The sequence below is a fragment of the Bacillus sp. bc15 genome (assembly GCF_900142585.1).
In the GTDB taxonomy this organism is placed as follows: Bacteria; Bacillota; Bacilli; order Bacillales; family Bacillaceae_G; genus Bacillus_A; species Bacillus_A cereus.
The window spans coordinates 1,252,929-1,269,412 of the sequence record NZ_FRBJ01000001.1 but is presented as its reverse complement, the minus strand read 5'-3'; the positions used below and the strand labels follow the sequence as shown (position 1 = coordinate 1,269,412).

Genomic DNA, 16,484 nt, shown 5'->3' with positions numbered 1-16,484 from the left:
TCAAAATCACTCCTTCGTTAATGTTGGATTTTCCGTTTGTACAGTATCTTTATTTGGTAAATGTGGTGACTTAATAAAAACAGCTTTAAAAGGTTTGTCAGAATGGTTAATAAGATAGTGAGATTCATGAGGACGAACTTGCAGGACATCACCTTGTTTAATTGGAACTCTTTCATTATTCACATAGAAATCTATTTCACCTTCTAATGCATAAAAGACCTCTTCGCACGTCGTATGATAATGGTTTTGAAACTCCTGGCCCGGTTGAATGACAACAAGGCCAAGATCAATATTTGGACCTTGTATTAAATATTTCGGCCCGTTATCACCGAAGCGATAGGAGAAGTCATTTTCATTCGCTTTTAACATACAGTTCACTCCTTTATGTAATGTGTTACAGTGCACCAGGCGCAATCCACATATGTGAGGTGAGCCCTTTATCAGCTAAAGCGAGCTGACTGTCATATACAGTTTTCCATGTTTCATAGAACTCTTTATATAGTTCGTGATTTTCAGTGATTGGTTCAAATGTATTTTCCCACTGTACAAATTGTTCGGCAGTCTCTTCCATAGATGAATATATGCCAGCGCCAACTCCAGCAGCAATTGCAGTTCCTAAAGCAGCTGCTTCTTTCACAACGGGTACTTTTACAGGAATGCCGAGTACGTCTGATAGAATTTGTGGCCATAGTTTCCCTTTAGCGGCACCGCCAGCAAAAACAACTTCAGAAGGGAATGTACCAGTAAGATTTTCAATTAGTTTTAAGTTTCCAAGTGTAACGAAGGCCGTATTTTCTTCAATAGCACGGAACATTTCCTTTTTTCCGCATTTGTCAGCGTCTAAACTTAAATTTAAGAATGAAGGTGCGGCATGACGCCAAGAAATGTAGTTCATAACGTTTGAAAAAGTAGGGATAATACCATATGAACCGACAGGTACGTCTTTCGCTTGTTCTTCTAATAATTCATAAGCGTCTAAACCGAGTTTTTCAGCGAGCTTTTTTTCTTCTTGGCAAAAAGCGTCTCGAAACCAACGCATAACGAGGCCAGGGAAAAAGGCAATCGTTTCATATTGCCAAAGGTTCGGAACGACGTGACAATTTACTCGAATTGCCGCATTTGGATCCGTTGTTGACTCTGTAATATTCACTTCCTGTTGCCAAAAGCTGCCGCCGCATATTAAAGTTTGATTTGGTTTTACGACTCCAGTCCCGAGTGCTGCCATTTGAGCATCACCGCCGCCAGCGACGACAGGAATTCCTTCAAGTAAACCAGTTAGTGCTGCACACTCTTTTGTAACATTACCAATCACAGTGCCAGCTTCATTTACTTTTGGTGAAAATGGCAAAGATATACCACACTCTTTAGCGACATTGTTATCCCAATTTCTATTTTGTAAATCAAAGATTCCAGACGTACAACCGTTGGAAGGATCGATTTGCAGTACGCCGCTTAATTTATACAAAATCCAATCATTTAACATCGTAAAGGAGTGAATATTGTTGTAGACGTCTGGTTCATGTTTTTTAATCCAAAGTAGACGTGGTAAAGCACCCAATGAAAAAGTTTGCCCAGATTTTCTGTATAAATCTTCTTCAAGATGTGAGCGGATTTCTTTTAGCTCACTAACTTCAGCGGATGCACGGCCATCAACATTTGCACATGCCCATATTTCTTGCCCATTTTTATCATATAAAACAAAACCTTCTCGCATACTTGTAGCGCTAATAGCTTGAATAGAAGAGGGAAGTATATTACTTTTTTGCAGAACTTCTTTCGTACACTGTTGTACAAGTTGCCAGTTTTCTTTTACATCAAAATTCATAGAACCGGGGTAACGAGGATCAGTTTTATGAGCCCATTCCTTTTGGCTTACTGCAATTTGATTGCCATGTAAATCAAAAAGAACAGCTCGAATGCTTCCTGTACCAGCATCGAAAGCTAATAAAGTAGACATTAAGAATCACCTTCCTTTCTTAATAAGGAGAGCGCAGTTTCTTCATCAGTAATTAATGTATGAATAAATTTCCCTTTTAAAGCCCCATAAATGGCATCTATCTTTTGTGTACCTCCAGCCACACCAATGACATGCTTCATGTTGCGAAGAATCATAAGTGGTGTGCCAATTAGACGATTATGATGCGAGAGCTCTAATAACTCACCATTCGTATTATAAAACTGTCCTAAAATATCGCCCGCCCCGTTTTGACTTCGAATATATGTCATTTCACGTAGCGTTAATTTTTCTTCTTTTACAATTGTAGCGTCTTGAGATAACCCGCCAATACCGACAACTGCTGTATGTGCAAGTGAAGCGACATGAAGCATATCTTTCACACTTGGTTCTGATAAAATACTTCGTGCCATTTCAGTAGAAGATGCTAGAAAAGGAGTAGGAATAATATGAAGATCACCTTGCATGTAGTGTAAATAGTTTTGTTTTCTTGAAAGATAGTGGTTTACTCCGCCTGTTAGCGTTACGAATGAAAGATTAATAGAACTTTCAAAATGAATGTTTTCTAGCATTTTACTTATCGTTTCACCCCAGCCGATGCCGAGTAAATCACCTTGTTGGAGATGAGTCTCTAAATATTGTGCAGCGGCTTTTCCGAGAGAAGTAGCATAATTGTTTATTGGAGTAGGGATAATGAAAGCATCTTTTAAGTGGAACTTTTTCATTAAGTCACGTTCAATGCTCAAGCAATGCAAACCGGTTCCTTTTACGTGAAATGTAACGATACCTTCACTGCGTGCCTTATCTAATAACCGGACGACTTTATTTCTTGAAATATGAAGAAGTGAAGCAATCTCTTGTTGTGTTAATTGATCTTTATAATAGTACCAGGCTACTTTAGTTAATAAATTTTCTTCAAAGTTCAGCTGTGACATACTCTTCATCCCTTTCAACAATTGACCAATGCTTAAACATATGTGTCACATATTTTGTTTATTCCAGTTGAAACGATTAATAGTACATTGAAAAAAGTGTTCTAGATATGAAAAAAGGAATATACAATGCTACAAAACAAGTAGAACAAATAATCATTTTCTCAAAAAATGTTCTGGGTAAAGGCAGGTGACATCATGTGGAGAATGTGCCCTTATTACAAGTGAAGAAAATGAGTAAGGCGTTTTCGAATCAACTTGTGCTAAAGGAAGTGAACTTACAAGTAGAGCATGGTGATATATACGCTTTAGTTGGTGGAAATGGCGCCGGGAAATCGACATTAATGAAAATATTAACGGGGTTATATTCGTATGATAGTGGAGAAATGTATGTGAAAGGAAAGAGACAGCAGTTTGCAAATCCAAAAGAAGCACACCAAGAAGGGATTTATTTAATACCACAAGAACCGCTCATTTTTCCTCATATGACCATTGAAGAAAATATATGTATTGGATTAGAGGGGAATAGAAAGAAACTAAAAGTAAAAGTTCAGCAATTAATTAACAGTTTAAGTTGGGATATTGATCTTAATGAACAGGGAGGATCGTTATCCATTGCGCAGCAACAGTTAGTAGAAATCATTAGAGGATTAATACGAGACGCTGAGATTCTTATTTTAGATGAGCCAACATCGACATTAACAACTCATGAAATTAAGAGTCTTTTTGTGCTGATGAAAAGCTTGCAAGAAAAAGGAATTGGGATGATTTATATTACGCATCGTTTTCCAGAAATCTTTGAAATTGCAAACAAAGTAGCAATACTACGTGATGGAATGGTTGTAAGCCAAGGTGATGTATGTGACTATACATATGACATGCTGATGGAAGGACTATTGCCAAAAGGATATAAACAGAAAGAGAAAATAGAAGTAGTTCAAGAGACAGCAAAGACGAAAAAAATATTAGAAGTGGTTGATATAAATGGTCACGCATTCGAAAATATATCATTCACTGTACATGCGGGTGAGGTTGTAGGTGTTGCTGGCATTATAGGATCTGGCAGAACGGAATTAGCAGAAGCGATATTTGGATTGAAAACTATAAAATCAGGGTCTATCTTATTGGGTGGAAAATCAATTGATACGTGTTCTTTGCATAAAAGGCTAGACGAAGGACTAGTTTATGTGCCAGAGGATAGGGCGAGGAATGGAATTTTCTCAATTGCTTCTGTTAAAGAAAATATTGCAGCAGCAAGTTTATATCAAAATAATCGCTTTTTTATAAATCAAGAAAAAGAAAGCGCTTTAGTTAATTCGTTTATAGAACAGTTCCGAATTGTTGTACAGAATATGAATAAAGAACTGGCATCTTTATCAGGAGGTAATCAGCAGAAGGTCGTGCTTGCGAAGTATCTTGCATGTAATCCTAAAATTATTATTCTTGATGAGCCGACTCGCGGAATTGATGCGAAAGCAAGGCTTGAAGTGTATGAGACGATAAAAAAAATGAAAAGGGAAGGACTCGCAATTTTATTAATCTCTTCAGATGTTGAAGAAATTGTCCAATTAGTAAACCGTGTATATGTAATGAGAAATGGGCGATTTGTTTCTCATATGGAAAAAGAACAACTGAGTGTGAATGAAGTTACACGCCTTGCATACGGAGGTGTAGCGGAATGAAACATATGTTAAAAATGCATGAAACGTCTATCATACTGTTACTACTAATTCATATAGCTATTGTAGGAATGATAAACCCTAGTTTTATTCAATTTAATTCATTATCTTTAATGATGAAATCTAGCGTTATTTTAGTCGTGCTAGCAATTGGCCAATCGTTCGTCTTATTTACGAAAAATATAGATGTATCAGTTGGTTCAAGCATGGGGTTAAGTGCAGCAGTTTGCGGAATGATGTTAACGAATGGGTATAGTGCATTCTTGTCGATATTTGTAGCTATTATACTTGGGGCCATTATCGGTTTCGTAAATGGTATTGGAGTTGCGAAGTTTCGGGTACCAGCCATTATTATGACATTAGGCATGTTAGGAATTATTAGAGGTGCAATGTTAATTTTCACAGGCGGGAAGTGGATTGAAGATATTCCAAACGATTTTAAGCAGCTGTCATCTATCATCATTCTTGGTTTACCTATAACTGTATGGTTCGTTCTTATTATTTTACTACTACTATACTTCTTTTTAAGAAAAGTGCCATTGGGAAGATACTTTTATGCGGTAGGTGATAATGAAGATGGCGCGAGGCTTATTGGTATACCTGTTAATAAAGTGAAGATATATGCGTTTATGATTTCAGGCATAAGCGCTGCGCTCGCTGGTTGCATATTTGTTATGGATATCGGGTTCGTGCCAAATCAAACAGGTACAGGATTAGAATTACAAGTAATCGCAGCCGCTGTACTAGGAGGAATTCATTTAAAAGGAGGAACAGGATCTTTATTTGGAGCTGCATTAGGAGCGTTATTTTTAGAAACAATAAGTAGCTCACTCGTCTTTTTAAAAATACCAGCATTTTGGAATAATGCTATTTCAGGTTTTTTATTATTACTTATCATCATATTAGATAGTGTTATGAAAAAGTGGAAGGCAGAAAGGAGGATGAATCTATGAAGTATGTATATAGATGGGAAGGGGTTCTAATTGTATTACTTCTTATAGAATTCATCCTTTTTAGTTTTATAAATAGTGATTTCTTAAATATTAGTAATCTCCTTTTTAGTACAAATGATTTCCTATTTATCGCAATTGCGGCGATACCAATGACTTTCGTTATTGTAACAGGAGGAATTGATGTATCGGTCGGATCAATAATGGGGCTCACTTCGATCTTGATTGGTGTACTTTGGATGAACGGAATACCTATTTTGTTTGCTGTCATAATCGCCCTAATAATTAGTTGTTTAGCAGGCGCTTTAAACGGACTCATTATAAAAATGACAGATGTAGAACCACTCGTCGTTACACTCGGAACGATGTTTTTATATGGAGGAATTGCACTCGTCATTTCAGGAGGAGCAGGTGCTTCTGGGTATGAAGGAATAAGCGGTTTACCTGACACATTTGTACAACTGGCAAACGGTAGTTTTATAGGAATACCGAATTTATTATGGCTACTGATCGTATTAACAGTTTTATATACTGTATTATTTCACCGAACTATATACGGGCGCCATGTAAAATTAACAGGTGCGAACGAAAATACAGCAAAATACACCGGGATTAAAACGAAAAAAGTAGTCATTATCGCTTACATACTTTCTGGGTTAGGAGGTGGATTAGGAGGTGCTTTCTTAACCGCATATTTTGGTTCCGCACGTGCTGATATGGGAAATGAAACAATTTTACCAATCATTACAGCAGTCGTATTAGGCGGGACACTTATTACAGGCGGAAAAGGAAGTATTTTCGGTACTGTACTAGCGAGTATTTTTATTGGGCTCATGCAGTATGGTTTGCAAATGACGGGTTTAACAAATGAACAATCCAACGTAGTAATTGGTATGATTCTAATTCTTTCAGTTATTATGAGACATTTCAAATTACATCAATTCATACCGGAGAAAAGAAAGAATTTGCATAAGGGGGAAATGTCATGAAGAGAAAACTAGGGATTGTATTGATTGTATGTATTTGTTTAATAGGTTTAATCGCTTGTTCCAGTCAAACGGCAGATAAGAAAAAAGCGGATGATGTGAAATTTGCATTTATCCCGAAATTAACTGGAGTTGGCTTCTTTACATCGGGCGGTGAAGGAGCAAAGGAGATGGGAGATAAGCTAGGCGTACAAGTGAAATATGATGGGCCGTCTGAAGCGAGTGTATCAGGGCAAGTAAAGTATATAAATAATTTTATTAACCAAAATTATGATGCACTTATGGTTTCCTCTACATCAGTTGATGGTTTATCGCAATCATTGCAACGTGCTAAGAAAAAAGGAATGACTGTCTTAACGTGGGATTCTGATGTGAATCCGAAAGACCGTTCTTTTTATATAAGTCAAGGGACACCAGACCAACTTGCTAACTTATTAATTGAAATGACTTCCAAGCAAATTGGAGATAAAGGGAAAGTAGCGTTCTTTTATTCTAGTCCAACAGTAACGGATCAAAACCAATGGGTAACGAAAGCGAAAGAAATTATTAAAAAGAAATATCCGAACTGGGAAATTGTAACGACGCAGTACGGTGAAAATAATGCACAAAAATCTTTATCCGTAGGGGAGAACATATTAAAAACGTATCCAGATATTAACGCAGTTATTTGTCCAGATGCAACAGCACTCCCAGCCATGGCGCAAGCAGCTGAAAACTTAAAAATGGATAAAAAAGTAGTGGTAACTGGATTTTCTACACCGAACGTTATGCGTGATTATGTAAAACGAGGAACAGTACAACAATTCGGATTATGGGATGTCAAACAGCAAGGTGCGTTGGCAACTTATGTAGCAAATGAGATTGTTGTAAAAGGAAAGAAGTTAAAAGTAGGGGATAGCTTTGAAGTAAAAGGAATCGGAAAAGTGAAAGTAGAGCCAAACTCCATTCAAGGATATGATTATGAGGCAGAAGGAAACGGAATTATCGTATTGCCAGAACGAGTTGTATTTACGAAAGATAATATTGATAAGTATAATTTTTAGTAGACAAAAAAAACGTCCGAATATATCGGACGTTTTTTTTATTTCTTCATTAATTATGAACAGTTTCTTTTTCGTTTAATCCAAGTGTACGACCAGTCGAAGTGTGAAGATCTTGGAACAATCTTGGATTTTCAGTTAGTGAAATGCCATATGAAGGAATCATTTCTTTTATTTTTTCTTCCCATTCTACCATGCGGCTTGGGAAACATTTTTCTAATACTTCAAGCATGACGTGAACAGCAGTAGAAGCACCTGGTGATGCACCTAGTAATGCGGCGATTGAGCCGTCAGCTGCACTTACTACTTCTGTACCAAATTGAAGTGTTCCTTTACCGCCAGCATCAGTATCTTTAATTACTTGTACACGTTGCCCAGCAACTACAATATCCCAATCTTCACTTTTCGCGTTCGGAATGAATTCGCGTAATTCTTCCATACGTTTTTCATGTGATAACATAACTTGCTGAATTAAGTATTTTGTAAGTCCCATTTCTTTTACACCAGCGGCTAACATCGTTAAGACGTTATTCGGTTTTACAGAACCGATTAAGTCAAGATTGGAACCAGTTTTTAAGAATTTAGGTGAGAAGCCTGCGAATGGTCCAAACAGTAAAGCTTTTTTATTGTCTATATATCTCGTATCTAGATGAGGTACAGACATTGGCGGAGCGCCAACTTTAGCTTTACCGTATACTTTCGCATGATGTTGCTCTACAACTTTTTGGTTTTTACATACCATAAATAGTCCACTTACCGGGAATCCTCCGATATGCTTTGATTCAGGGATACCAGTCTTTTGAAGTAGAGGTAGACTACCGCCACCGCCGCCAATAAAGACGAATTTAGCAGTATGATGCTCAATTTTACCACTATTCATATCGTGTACTTTTACTTCCCACAAACCATTTTTCGTGCGCTTAATATTTTCGACACTATGCTTGTAGTTTAGCTCGACATTTTTTGTTTTTAAGTAATCAAACAACATACGTGTTAATGCACCGAAGTTAACATCTGTTCCAGAGTCAATCTTCGTTGCCGCCATCGGTTCATTAGATGTGCGGCCTTCCATAATGAGTGGAAGCCATTTTTTTAATGTTTCAGGAGCATCAGAAAATTCCATTCCTTGAAACAGTGGATTTTTTGAAAGCGCTTCAAAACGGTTTTTTAGAAACTCAACATTTTTTTCCCCTTGTACTAAACTCATATGAGGTAGTGGCATAATAAAATCTTGTGGATTACGAATTAATTTGCTCTTTACAAGATATGCCCAAAATTGTCTTGAAAGCTGGAATTGCTCATTCACTTTTACAGCCTTACTAATATCTATAGATCCGTCAGCTTTTTCGGAAGTATAGTTCAGTTCGCATAGCGCAGAATGCCCTGTACCTGCATTATTCCATTCGTTAGAGCTTTCTTCCCCGGCACTTGCGAGTTTTTCAAAAACTTTAATTTCCCATTCTGGTGCTAATTCTTTTAGTAATGAGCCTAACGTTGCACTCATAATTCCTGCACCAATTAAGATAACGTCTGTTTTTTGCTGCATGTTGCTCATGATAATCTCTCCATCCCCTATATTGGCAAAAAAGTGTAGGTGTTTTCTATGTCTAAGCCGTAAAAGAGAAACACCGCCTAGGCCCCACCTAGGTGTATACCTTTTTTGTCTCAATTATATAACCATCTCATACTCTATTATAATAATTAATAGACTAAAATATCTAGTGTTATCTGATAATTTTAAACTATTTAACGTTTTATTCGCTAAAAATCTTATTTAACAAGCTCTTTTAAGGTGGTAAATAGAAAAAAATTACAGTTTGAAATTATCTCGAAAAAGCTTACGTATCCTTAAGTGACTAAATCGAGTACCTTTTTATGGGATTATTCTTTCTGTAATGGTAAGATTATTCTGAAAAATAAAAAGGAGGGACTCTAATGTGTACAAAAGAACAAATTTCAAACTTATTTCGAAACTTTTCAATAAAGGAATGTAAAGGGTCAAGTGATTTATATGAATATTTATCAATGAAAATTGCTGAAAATGAGGAAGTACTTACACTATCGTCCTATGCTCAGGTAGGTCAACCAGTCCCAAACTTACTATTAGGTGCAGTACATTATTTATTGCTAGCAGGGAAAGAACATCATTTAAAAACGTATTATAGTAGTTTAGTTGAAAATGCTGATACAAATTTAGATAAAGCTTTTAATCATTTTAAAGATTTCTGTAAAGAGTACCGAGAAGAAATCATTACTTTGTTACAAACGAAACTCGTTCAAACAAATGAAGTAAGACGGTGCGCATACTTATACCCAAGTTTCTGCTACATATTTAACAAAGTGAAGAAGCCGTTAGCGTTAATTGAAATTGGGACAAGTTCTGGGTTGCAACTGTTCTGGGACCAATATCGTTATTCGTACGGGACGGATGAAATGTACGGAAATATAAATTCAAATGTGCATGTAACTTCTGAAATAAGAGGGGAGAATGTACCGCATTTTCTAAAAGAAAGCCCATCTGTCGTAGAAAGAATCGGACTGGACTTACATGTGAATGATTTACATAATGAGGAAGATTATTTATGGTTACGTGCTTTAATTTGGCCAGAACATAAAGAAAGGCTTGAGATGTTTGATCAAGCTGCATCTTTAGTGAAAAATGAATCTGTCCAATTAATAGAAGGAGACGGTGTAGAGCTATTATCATCTATTATTGAACAAATAAGTGAAGAAGCTGTTATTTGTATTTTCCATACACACGTCGCAAATCAAATACCAGAACAAGTTAAACATAAATTAGAAAAACAAATACAAGAAATCGGCGCAAAACGTGATGTATTCCACCTGTATAACAACATGTGGGATCGTGACCTTCATATTGATTATTATATTAACGGAAACGAATATCGTGAAACGGTTGGAGAAACAGAAGGACACGGGAAATGGTTTAGCTGGAAGATTGGAAATGAGACGCTTATTTAGATTAATAGGGGCGCCCTCACTTGTAAAAGAAGGGACCATAGGCTCAAGCATTGACTAAATGGTTAAGGAATAAATGTATTAGTAACATACAAAAAATGCTTCGGAGAAATCCTAAGCATTTTTTGAATTACATTTAAACCCCATAATGGATCATGTACTTCTGTTCTGCTGCAGCTTGTACAATTTTTGAAGCTAACTCATTCAGCTCATCAGATTTTCTGAGGAACTTTGAAGATGTAACTGTTTCATAGAAAATTGCTAAAGATTCAGGAGGGATAATTGTAATACCACAATAAGCTAAACCGTATTCCTGATTTTTGACTGTATGAAAGTAAGTTTTCATAATTGATAAATTTTGATTTAAACTACTGATAATATCATCATTAACAGAAATACAATGATATTTCTCTGGTGTATAATCATTGTAACTTTTTTGAGAATTAAATTCGTCAATTATTCCAAAATCATGGACACATGCCATCATTATTATCCTTTCAAATTTAATAAAATGATTTCTATTAAAGTAAAATGTCTATTCGTTTAAGTGTAATAGAAATAGTTATGTAGTTCATAAAATATTTTCGGTTTTTCTTCGTGAAAACAGTTTATTTATCGATAAACTCATCAGGAGTCCAAGTGACGATTTCATTCCCAGGTGCAGCGACTACAAGCCATTGCTCACATAGGACACCAGCTTGCCAACATTCATAATAATCATGAAAACCATTTACAAAAATAATTTGTCCGCTCTCCAAATTAATAATTAAATGAGGGCTTTCTAAGCCGAGTTGTATATCGGTAACTTTTTGTCTTCTTATCTTAAATATTCTCTCATATTCTTCTTCCACAGAAGAATCTTCAAATTCATCTTCATTTAATGGGTATCTTTTTTGAGGTTTATTAAATAAACACCATTTTGATTCGATATTGATATATAATTGCTCGTCATAATCAACGGAGTCGTGAAAGTTTGTAAACTGAATCTTTATAGCGCCTGAAGAAATACCAAATTGTAATCCATCAACTTGTGATCCGATAAAGAGATTTTTTAACACTTTTTCAGCGTAAATTTTATCCTCTGTATTCATTCTTGAATTCCTCCTTTTCATAAAAATATACCTTATATTTTTATTGTAATAAATAAATTTTCATGTAAAATGAACCTTTTGTGAAAAACGAGCGAATATAGTGTGAAAGATCATGAGAGGGGAATGGAGCTTTGGATGAAGTACAATTAAAGGAATGGCTATATAAAATGGGGTCTGGGGACCAAGAAGCCTTTCAGATTATTTATGAATATACATGTAAAGATATTTATAGAACAGTAGTATTTTTAGTAGGAAGTCAAAACCAAGATGTAGACGATATAGTTAATGAAGTGTACATCAATATGTGGAAGTCCATAACAAACTATGATATAAATCGTTCATTTCGTTTTTGGTTACATGGACTAGTTGTCAAGGAAGTACAGGATTGGCGTCGTAAATCGTGGCGACGATTTCGAATCTTTGAAAAGAAGAAAATGTATGAACAAGATCGGCCTTACATAATGGATGAAGCTATTTTACATAAAGAAACACGAAGTGAATTAGTAGAAGTTGTACAAAATTTATCTTATAAACATCGTGAAGTAGTCATTATGCGTTACTTCCATGAATATAGCTTGGATGAAATTGCTACACTTCTTCAAATCCCTATTGGTACAGTGAAATCTCGACTACACACAGCACTAAAACGATTAAGAATGGAAATGGAACAAATGCCAAACGAAAGGGAGGAAGAAGTAAATGGATTTTGAGAGATATGTAACGAATGAACTAAAAAGAAAAGCAGAGAGTCTAGACCCGTCTCCAAATCTAGATAATCAAGTGAAAAACTCTTTTTATAAATACCAACTGTCGAAAATAAAAAGGAAGATTTCTATGAAGAAAAAATTATTGCTTGGATTTGTAGCTGCGGCAATTTTAATACCGACCGGTACTTTTGCAGGTACAACATTAATGGATAAAATTGTAGGGACACCAGAAAAAGCAAGACAAGATATGGGAATGACTGAGGATGGTTATAATGGTGTAATGGAACGTATAGAAATTGCTAAAAGTATATTTACAGAAAAGGATTTTGATAAGTATGTAACTTTATTACAGGAATCGTACTATTTTTATAAAAAAGTAAGTGTCGTAGAGAATGGTGAGAGACAATATACAGCTACAAATCGTCTAAATGCTGATGAAGAAATGAGAGAAAGAGCGGTAATGGAACAATTACATACATATGAAGAAAGAATAGATCAACATTTTACCTATACATTTGAACAAGCTGGACAAATAACTGGTTTTCCAATCAAGCATCCAACATATATTCCGGTTGGACATCAATTAGTATTTGAAGAGGTAAAAGCTGAAGCAACACTAGGAAAACCTATGCCGCTTATTACGATGAGATATGAAAATCAAAATGTAAAAAAACAGCCACATACTTCAGATGCAGAATTAGGTTTTACAATTCATCAATTAGAAATTGTTGAAGAAGAATATAAAGATTACTTTATTGATAGACCATTTGATAAACCATCTGAAAGAGGACCTAATTTTACTGGAGATATAAAGAAATATAAATTAAATGGCTATAACGTTACATTCGGTGAGTATAAAGAATCGCATGTACGGGCTATGAAAATAGTTGTGCCAGCAAGGGAAGGAAGAAATGCATATCAAGTGTATATAAATGATAGTATGTTGTCTAAAAAAGAGCTTGAGAAAGTTTTACTTTCGGTGATTGAATAGTTATTTGGTATAAGTGATCGATAATTATATTATGTAAATTTACTTTTACAAAACATCCATTTTTTTAAATGGATGTTTTGCATTTAGATAGATTAGGTGGAGTATATAGTTTAAAAAAGCGGAATACTTTGCGGAAAGTTAAAGACATTTTTCGGATCATATTTCGCTTTTACTTCCATTAATCGGTCAAAGTTGCAACTGAAGTATGCATCTGGCCAATTTTTAATGGAAAGGTCAGGCGTATTAACGTAGACACCTTTTGTAAAGGGGAGCATTGCCAAACGGAAATCTTCAACCCATCGAATACTTCCACCAGCACCTTCTGGTTGCCCCCAAGTAGCGAATATTGACATGTTTGATAGTGCTTTTCGGTAAAAGTAAGCAGTCGCCTCATTTGGCACCTCAGCAACAGCACCGCCTAATCCGTGGAAAAATACGGAGGTGGTGGAAAAGGGAGGTGCATTATTAATAAAGTGATCGATAATGGATAGTCCTTCTTCTGGTAATAGTTCATATACATATGGACCAACACTTTTAAATGGTAAAGGTGTTGCAGGTTGCTTCTCAGCTATTTTCGCTGCTGCTTCTGCCCATGGTATTTCTTCGATAGTTACTTGCAGTGGTGAACCGGCTTCTAGTAATGGCTGTAGTAGCGACTGCAATTCTTGTACAGAACCGAGAAATACACCTTGCATTAATAATGATGGTTCTAATCCTGCAGACATAAAAAGAGTAGTTGTAAGTCGTTTATTAGCGCAAGGTAGCGTATATTCTTGCCAAGAGGTTAATACAGGTTTTAAATCTGATATCCCCCAGCTTATTTCTGCAAATCCTACCGTATTAATTTTATGTGTTCGAAACTTAAACGAAGTACATATTCCAAAGTTACCACCACCAGCACCGCGCGAAGCCCAATAGAGATCGGAGTTACACTTGGCGTTAGCGCGTATTATACAACCATTCGCGTCTACCATTTCTAATTCAAGTAAATGATCGAGAGTTAATCCAAACGGACGAGAGAGAATACTATGTCCGCCACCTAAAGTAACACCTGCAATCCCGGGAGTAGGACAAACACCACTCGGCACAACTAATCCTTCAGCTGCAAGTGTTTCAATTAAAGAAATATTTCTCCATCCAGTCCCGATAGTTACAGTTCCATTATTGTGATCTATTTCTAATTGCTTCATTTCACTTACATCAATTACAAGACCAGCATTACTGACGGATAATGCCTCATAATTATGACGTCCAGAGCGCATGCGTATAGGAACGTTATGTAGCCTTGACCAGCGAACAGCGTTTACTACATCCTGCGTATTTTGAGCAAAAATAATGATTAACGGAAATTTGTTGAAGAATGTATTGAATTCTTCACGCGCTGAATTATAATCAGGATCATTAGGTGTAACGATACGACCAGTAAGTTCAATTTTTTGATTATTCATTTCAGTCATCTCTCCTTGACGTGAAATATTTATAATGTGGAAATACAGAACATAAAGAAGAACTGACAATACTTTATAAGTAAATGAATAAAGGAAAAGGATTATTCCAATAAAGAAAAAGGCAGTGCTACATAAGTAGCACTGCCTTTTTGTAATTATATGTATGTGCTCAAAATTTCCCCAGGTAATCCATCAATCTCACAAACTTTCTCCAATGTAAAACCTACGCTTAGTAAAATTTTGCGAGAAGGGATATTATTTGGATCGATCATTGCTTTTAGTACGTTTGCATCTGTTTGCTTCACTATTAAAGCTAGATGTTAATTTTTGATTATGTACGTACATACAATGTGTAATTAAGTGAATGATTAACATAGTAATTACAGAAAAGGGTGAATGAAGCATATGAATCAATTTGAGCAAATGATGTACGTTGGTGTCATCATGTCTATTGTACTATCCGTAATGATTTTAGGGTCCTTATATTATAATCCTCGACTTTCATTAACTGATTATCCGAAAGATATTCAAAAAGTAGTTTTTCCAAAATCGATTCATGAAAAAAAGCAAACCATTTACTTTAATATTGTATACAATGCTATTCTTTTCGGTTGTCCTTTCGTTTCTACATATATATTACATAAGCATGAAAAATTAATGTATATGGATGCTTATTTACACACTTTTGGTATTTTAATGATTTTCAATTTAGTAGATTTACTTATAATTGATTGGCTAATTTTTTGCTGGATTACTCCAAGGTTTGTTGTGATTCCTAGTACGGCAGGTATGAAAGGATATAAAGATTATAAGTTTCATTTAAGAGGGGCTATAGTCGCTACTCAAATTTTAGCAATCGTAAGTTTATTTTTGGCGGGAATTGCAACAACTATTTAGTGTGAAGAAGGGCCTGAGGCTTTTATAAAAGATAAGGAGATTTATAATATATAGAATTAGAAATAAGAATTTGTTAGTATTGAAGTGAGGAGTTTTAATAACAGTATATTAAGCCGTATTAATATACTGTTGCAAATGTTTTGATATTATGTAAAATTATACAATTTTACAGAGACATTTGATAAAATTCAAAAAAATATAATGGAGGCTAATATGAAAAAAGTAATTGGCGCAGCAACAGCAACTATTTTTGGATTGGGGGCGTTTACCACAACCGCTACCGCAGAAACAATCGTAACAGCAGATGTACTTAACGTACGTGAAAAACCGACTACAGAATCAAAAGTGGTCGAAAAAGTAAAGAATGGGCAAGAGTTAAAAGTCATAAATACCGAAGATGGCTGGTCAAAAATTGAATTGAACGGTAAAGAAGTGTTTGTAAGTTCGGAGTTTACAAAAGATGTGTATCATGTAACTGCGAATTTGTTAAATGTACGTACCGAAGCAAACACAGATTCAGAAATTCTTGGCAGACTAAAAAAAGATGATGTAATTGAATCAACGCATCAAGTAAAAGACGGATGGCTGCAATTTGAGTATAAAGGAAAAACTGCTTATGCCAACGTTTCTTTCCTATCAAGTACAGCACCAACTGAAAAGAAAACTGAAGAGAAAGCAAAGCAAGTAACGAAAGTACAAAAATCAGTTAAAGAAAAGAAAGAAGTAAAGACGCAGAAAGTAGCAAAAGTGAAAGAAACAACGAAAGCACAAGAAATAGTAAAGCCTAAAGAAGAAGTAAAAGTTAAAGAAGAACCGAAAGCGCAAGAAAT

At 35.5% G+C, this 16,484-nt stretch carries 16 protein-coding genes and 1 pseudogene; 9 read left to right on the top strand and 8 right to left on the bottom strand.

Going from position 1 to position 16,484, the window contains the following annotated elements:
• Positions 1–6: 6 nt before the first annotated feature.
• From BUA87_RS06420 to BUA87_RS06410, 3 genes are read right to left on the bottom strand one after another with little or no spacing between them, the layout of a single operon-like run.
• Positions 7–369, bottom strand: a complete 363-nt coding sequence (locus BUA87_RS06420; RefSeq protein ID WP_000909986.1) for a cupin domain-containing protein — start codon at positions 367–369, stop codon at positions 7–9.
• 25 nt (positions 370–394) lie between these two features.
• Entirely contained in the window at positions 395–1,957 is a 1,563-nt protein-coding gene (lsrK, locus tag BUA87_RS06415) for an autoinducer-2 kinase (protein ID WP_072938791.1), read from the bottom strand.
• Positions 1,957–2,907 carry a sugar-binding transcriptional regulator gene (locus tag BUA87_RS06410; protein ID WP_002005323.1) on the bottom strand — a complete coding sequence of 317 codons (951 nt, stop codon included), beginning with the start codon at positions 2,905–2,907 and terminating at the stop codon, positions 1,957–1,959. The genes lsrK and BUA87_RS06410 overlap by 1 nt, the downstream gene beginning before the upstream one ends.
• 179 nt (positions 2,908–3,086) lie before the next feature.
• Between BUA87_RS06410 and BUA87_RS06405 the strand changes: the two genes are divergently transcribed.
• Genes BUA87_RS06405 through lsrB form a run of 4 tightly spaced genes read left to right on the top strand, consistent with a single transcriptional unit; the run spans position 3,087 to position 7,544 of the window.
• Entirely contained in the window at positions 3,087–4,568 is a 1,482-nt protein-coding gene (locus BUA87_RS06405) for a sugar ABC transporter ATP-binding protein (RefSeq protein WP_061660025.1), read from the top strand.
• Positions 4,565–5,518 (top strand): ABC transporter permease subunit, encoded by a 954-nt coding sequence (locus BUA87_RS06400; RefSeq protein WP_072938788.1) that lies wholly within the window; start codon positions 4,565–4,567, stop codon positions 5,516–5,518. The genes BUA87_RS06405 and BUA87_RS06400 overlap by 4 nt, the downstream gene beginning before the upstream one ends.
• Positions 5,515–6,504 (top strand): ABC transporter permease, encoded by a 990-nt coding sequence (locus BUA87_RS06395; RefSeq protein WP_000878499.1) that lies wholly within the window; start codon positions 5,515–5,517, stop codon positions 6,502–6,504. Before BUA87_RS06400 ends, BUA87_RS06395 begins: the two co-directional genes overlap by 4 nt.
• Positions 6,501–7,544, top strand: coding sequence for an autoinducer 2 ABC transporter substrate-binding protein LsrB (gene lsrB / locus BUA87_RS06390; protein ID WP_000823652.1), 1,044 nt, complete (start codon positions 6,501–6,503; stop codon positions 7,542–7,544). Before BUA87_RS06395 ends, lsrB begins: the two co-directional genes overlap by 4 nt.
• A 49-nt stretch (positions 7,545–7,593) precedes the next feature.
• On the opposite strand, the gene BUA87_RS06385 is transcribed toward lsrB, so the two are convergent.
• Positions 7,594–9,096, bottom strand: coding sequence for a malate:quinone oxidoreductase (locus tag BUA87_RS06385; protein WP_000069138.1), 1,503 nt, complete (start codon positions 9,094–9,096; stop codon positions 7,594–7,596).
• A 380-nt stretch (positions 9,097–9,476) separates the two neighbouring features.
• Between BUA87_RS06385 and BUA87_RS06380 the strand changes: the two genes are divergently transcribed.
• The gene (locus BUA87_RS06380; protein WP_072938785.1) at positions 9,477–10,523 is read left to right on the top strand and encodes a DUF2332 domain-containing protein; all 1,047 of its coding nucleotides are present in this window, start codon (positions 9,477–9,479) and stop codon (positions 10,521–10,523) included.
• Between the two features lie 133 nt (positions 10,524–10,656).
• Here the strand turns inward: BUA87_RS06380 and BUA87_RS06375 are convergent, their stop codons facing one another.
• Together BUA87_RS06375 and BUA87_RS06370 are read right to left on the bottom strand one after the other, a co-directional pair.
• Entirely contained in the window at positions 10,657–11,007 is a 351-nt protein-coding gene (locus tag BUA87_RS06375; protein WP_002094063.1) for a hypothetical protein, read from the bottom strand.
• A 121-nt stretch (positions 11,008–11,128) separates the two neighbouring features.
• Positions 11,129–11,611: a hypothetical protein gene (locus BUA87_RS06370; protein ID WP_072938782.1), complete on the bottom strand. Its 483-nt coding sequence runs from the start codon at positions 11,609–11,611 to the stop codon at positions 11,129–11,131.
• A gap of 131 nt (positions 11,612–11,742) precedes the next feature.
• Between BUA87_RS06370 and BUA87_RS06365 the strand changes: the two genes are divergently transcribed.
• Together BUA87_RS06365 and BUA87_RS06360 are read left to right on the top strand one after the other, a co-directional pair.
• Positions 11,743–12,321 carry a sigma-70 family RNA polymerase sigma factor gene (locus tag BUA87_RS06365; RefSeq protein ID WP_000344752.1) on the top strand — a complete coding sequence of 193 codons (579 nt, stop codon included), beginning with the start codon at positions 11,743–11,745 and terminating at the stop codon, positions 12,319–12,321.
• The gene (locus tag BUA87_RS06360) at positions 12,311–13,309 is read left to right on the top strand and encodes a hypothetical protein (RefSeq protein ID WP_072938779.1); all 999 of its coding nucleotides are present in this window, start codon (positions 12,311–12,313) and stop codon (positions 13,307–13,309) included. The genes BUA87_RS06365 and BUA87_RS06360 overlap by 11 nt, the downstream gene beginning before the upstream one ends.
• A gap of 110 nt (positions 13,310–13,419) precedes the next feature.
• Here the strand turns inward: BUA87_RS06360 and BUA87_RS06355 are convergent, their stop codons facing one another.
• Positions 13,420–14,757, bottom strand: a complete 1,338-nt coding sequence (locus BUA87_RS06355) for an FAD-binding oxidoreductase (protein WP_025117868.1) — start codon at positions 14,755–14,757, stop codon at positions 13,420–13,422.
• 155 nt (positions 14,758–14,912) lie between these two features.
• Positions 14,913–15,065: pseudogene (locus BUA87_RS06350) on the bottom strand (N-acetyltransferase); the annotation flags it as partial.
• A gap of 97 nt (positions 15,066–15,162) precedes the next feature.
• On the opposite strand from BUA87_RS06350, the gene BUA87_RS06345 reads away from it, so the two are divergent.
• Together BUA87_RS06345 and BUA87_RS06340 are read left to right on the top strand one after the other, a co-directional pair.
• Positions 15,163–15,654, top strand: coding sequence for a hypothetical protein (locus tag BUA87_RS06345; protein WP_001071236.1), 492 nt, complete (start codon positions 15,163–15,165; stop codon positions 15,652–15,654).
• A 213-nt stretch (positions 15,655–15,867) separates the two neighbouring features.
• A partial coding sequence (locus BUA87_RS06340; protein WP_256678918.1) for an SH3 domain-containing protein occupies positions 15,868–16,484 on the top strand: 617 nt, incomplete at its 3' end.

Coding starts and splice junctions, on each gene's coding strand:
- BUA87_RS06420 (WP_000909986.1), bottom strand. CDS start 369: ATGTTAAAAGCGAATGAAAATGACTTCTCCTATCGCTTCGGTGATAAC.
- lsrK (WP_072938791.1), bottom strand. CDS start 1,957: ATGTCTACTTTATTAGCTTTCGATGCTGGTACAGGAAGCATTCGAGCT.
- BUA87_RS06400 (WP_072938788.1), top strand. CDS start 4,565: ATGAAACATATGTTAAAAATGCATGAAACGTCTATCATACTGTTACTA.
- BUA87_RS06395 (WP_000878499.1), top strand. CDS start 5,515: ATGAAGTATGTATATAGATGGGAAGGGGTTCTAATTGTATTACTTCTT.
- lsrB (WP_000823652.1), top strand. CDS start 6,501: ATGAAGAGAAAACTAGGGATTGTATTGATTGTATGTATTTGTTTAATA.
- BUA87_RS06385 (WP_000069138.1), bottom strand. CDS start 9,096: ATGAGCAACATGCAGCAAAAAACAGACGTTATCTTAATTGGTGCAGGA.
- BUA87_RS06380 (WP_072938785.1), top strand. CDS start 9,477: ATGTGTACAAAAGAACAAATTTCAAACTTATTTCGAAACTTTTCAATA.
- BUA87_RS06375 (WP_002094063.1), bottom strand. CDS start 11,007: ATGATGGCATGTGTCCATGATTTTGGAATAATTGACGAATTTAATTCT.
- BUA87_RS06370 (WP_072938782.1), bottom strand. CDS start 11,611: ATGAATACAGAGGATAAAATTTACGCTGAAAAAGTGTTAAAAAATCTC.
- BUA87_RS06360 (WP_072938779.1), top strand. CDS start 12,311: ATGGATTTTGAGAGATATGTAACGAATGAACTAAAAAGAAAAGCAGAG.
- BUA87_RS06355 (WP_025117868.1), bottom strand. CDS start 14,757: ATGAATAATCAAAAAATTGAACTTACTGGTCGTATCGTTACACCTAAT.
- BUA87_RS06345 (WP_001071236.1), top strand. CDS start 15,163: ATGAATCAATTTGAGCAAATGATGTACGTTGGTGTCATCATGTCTATT.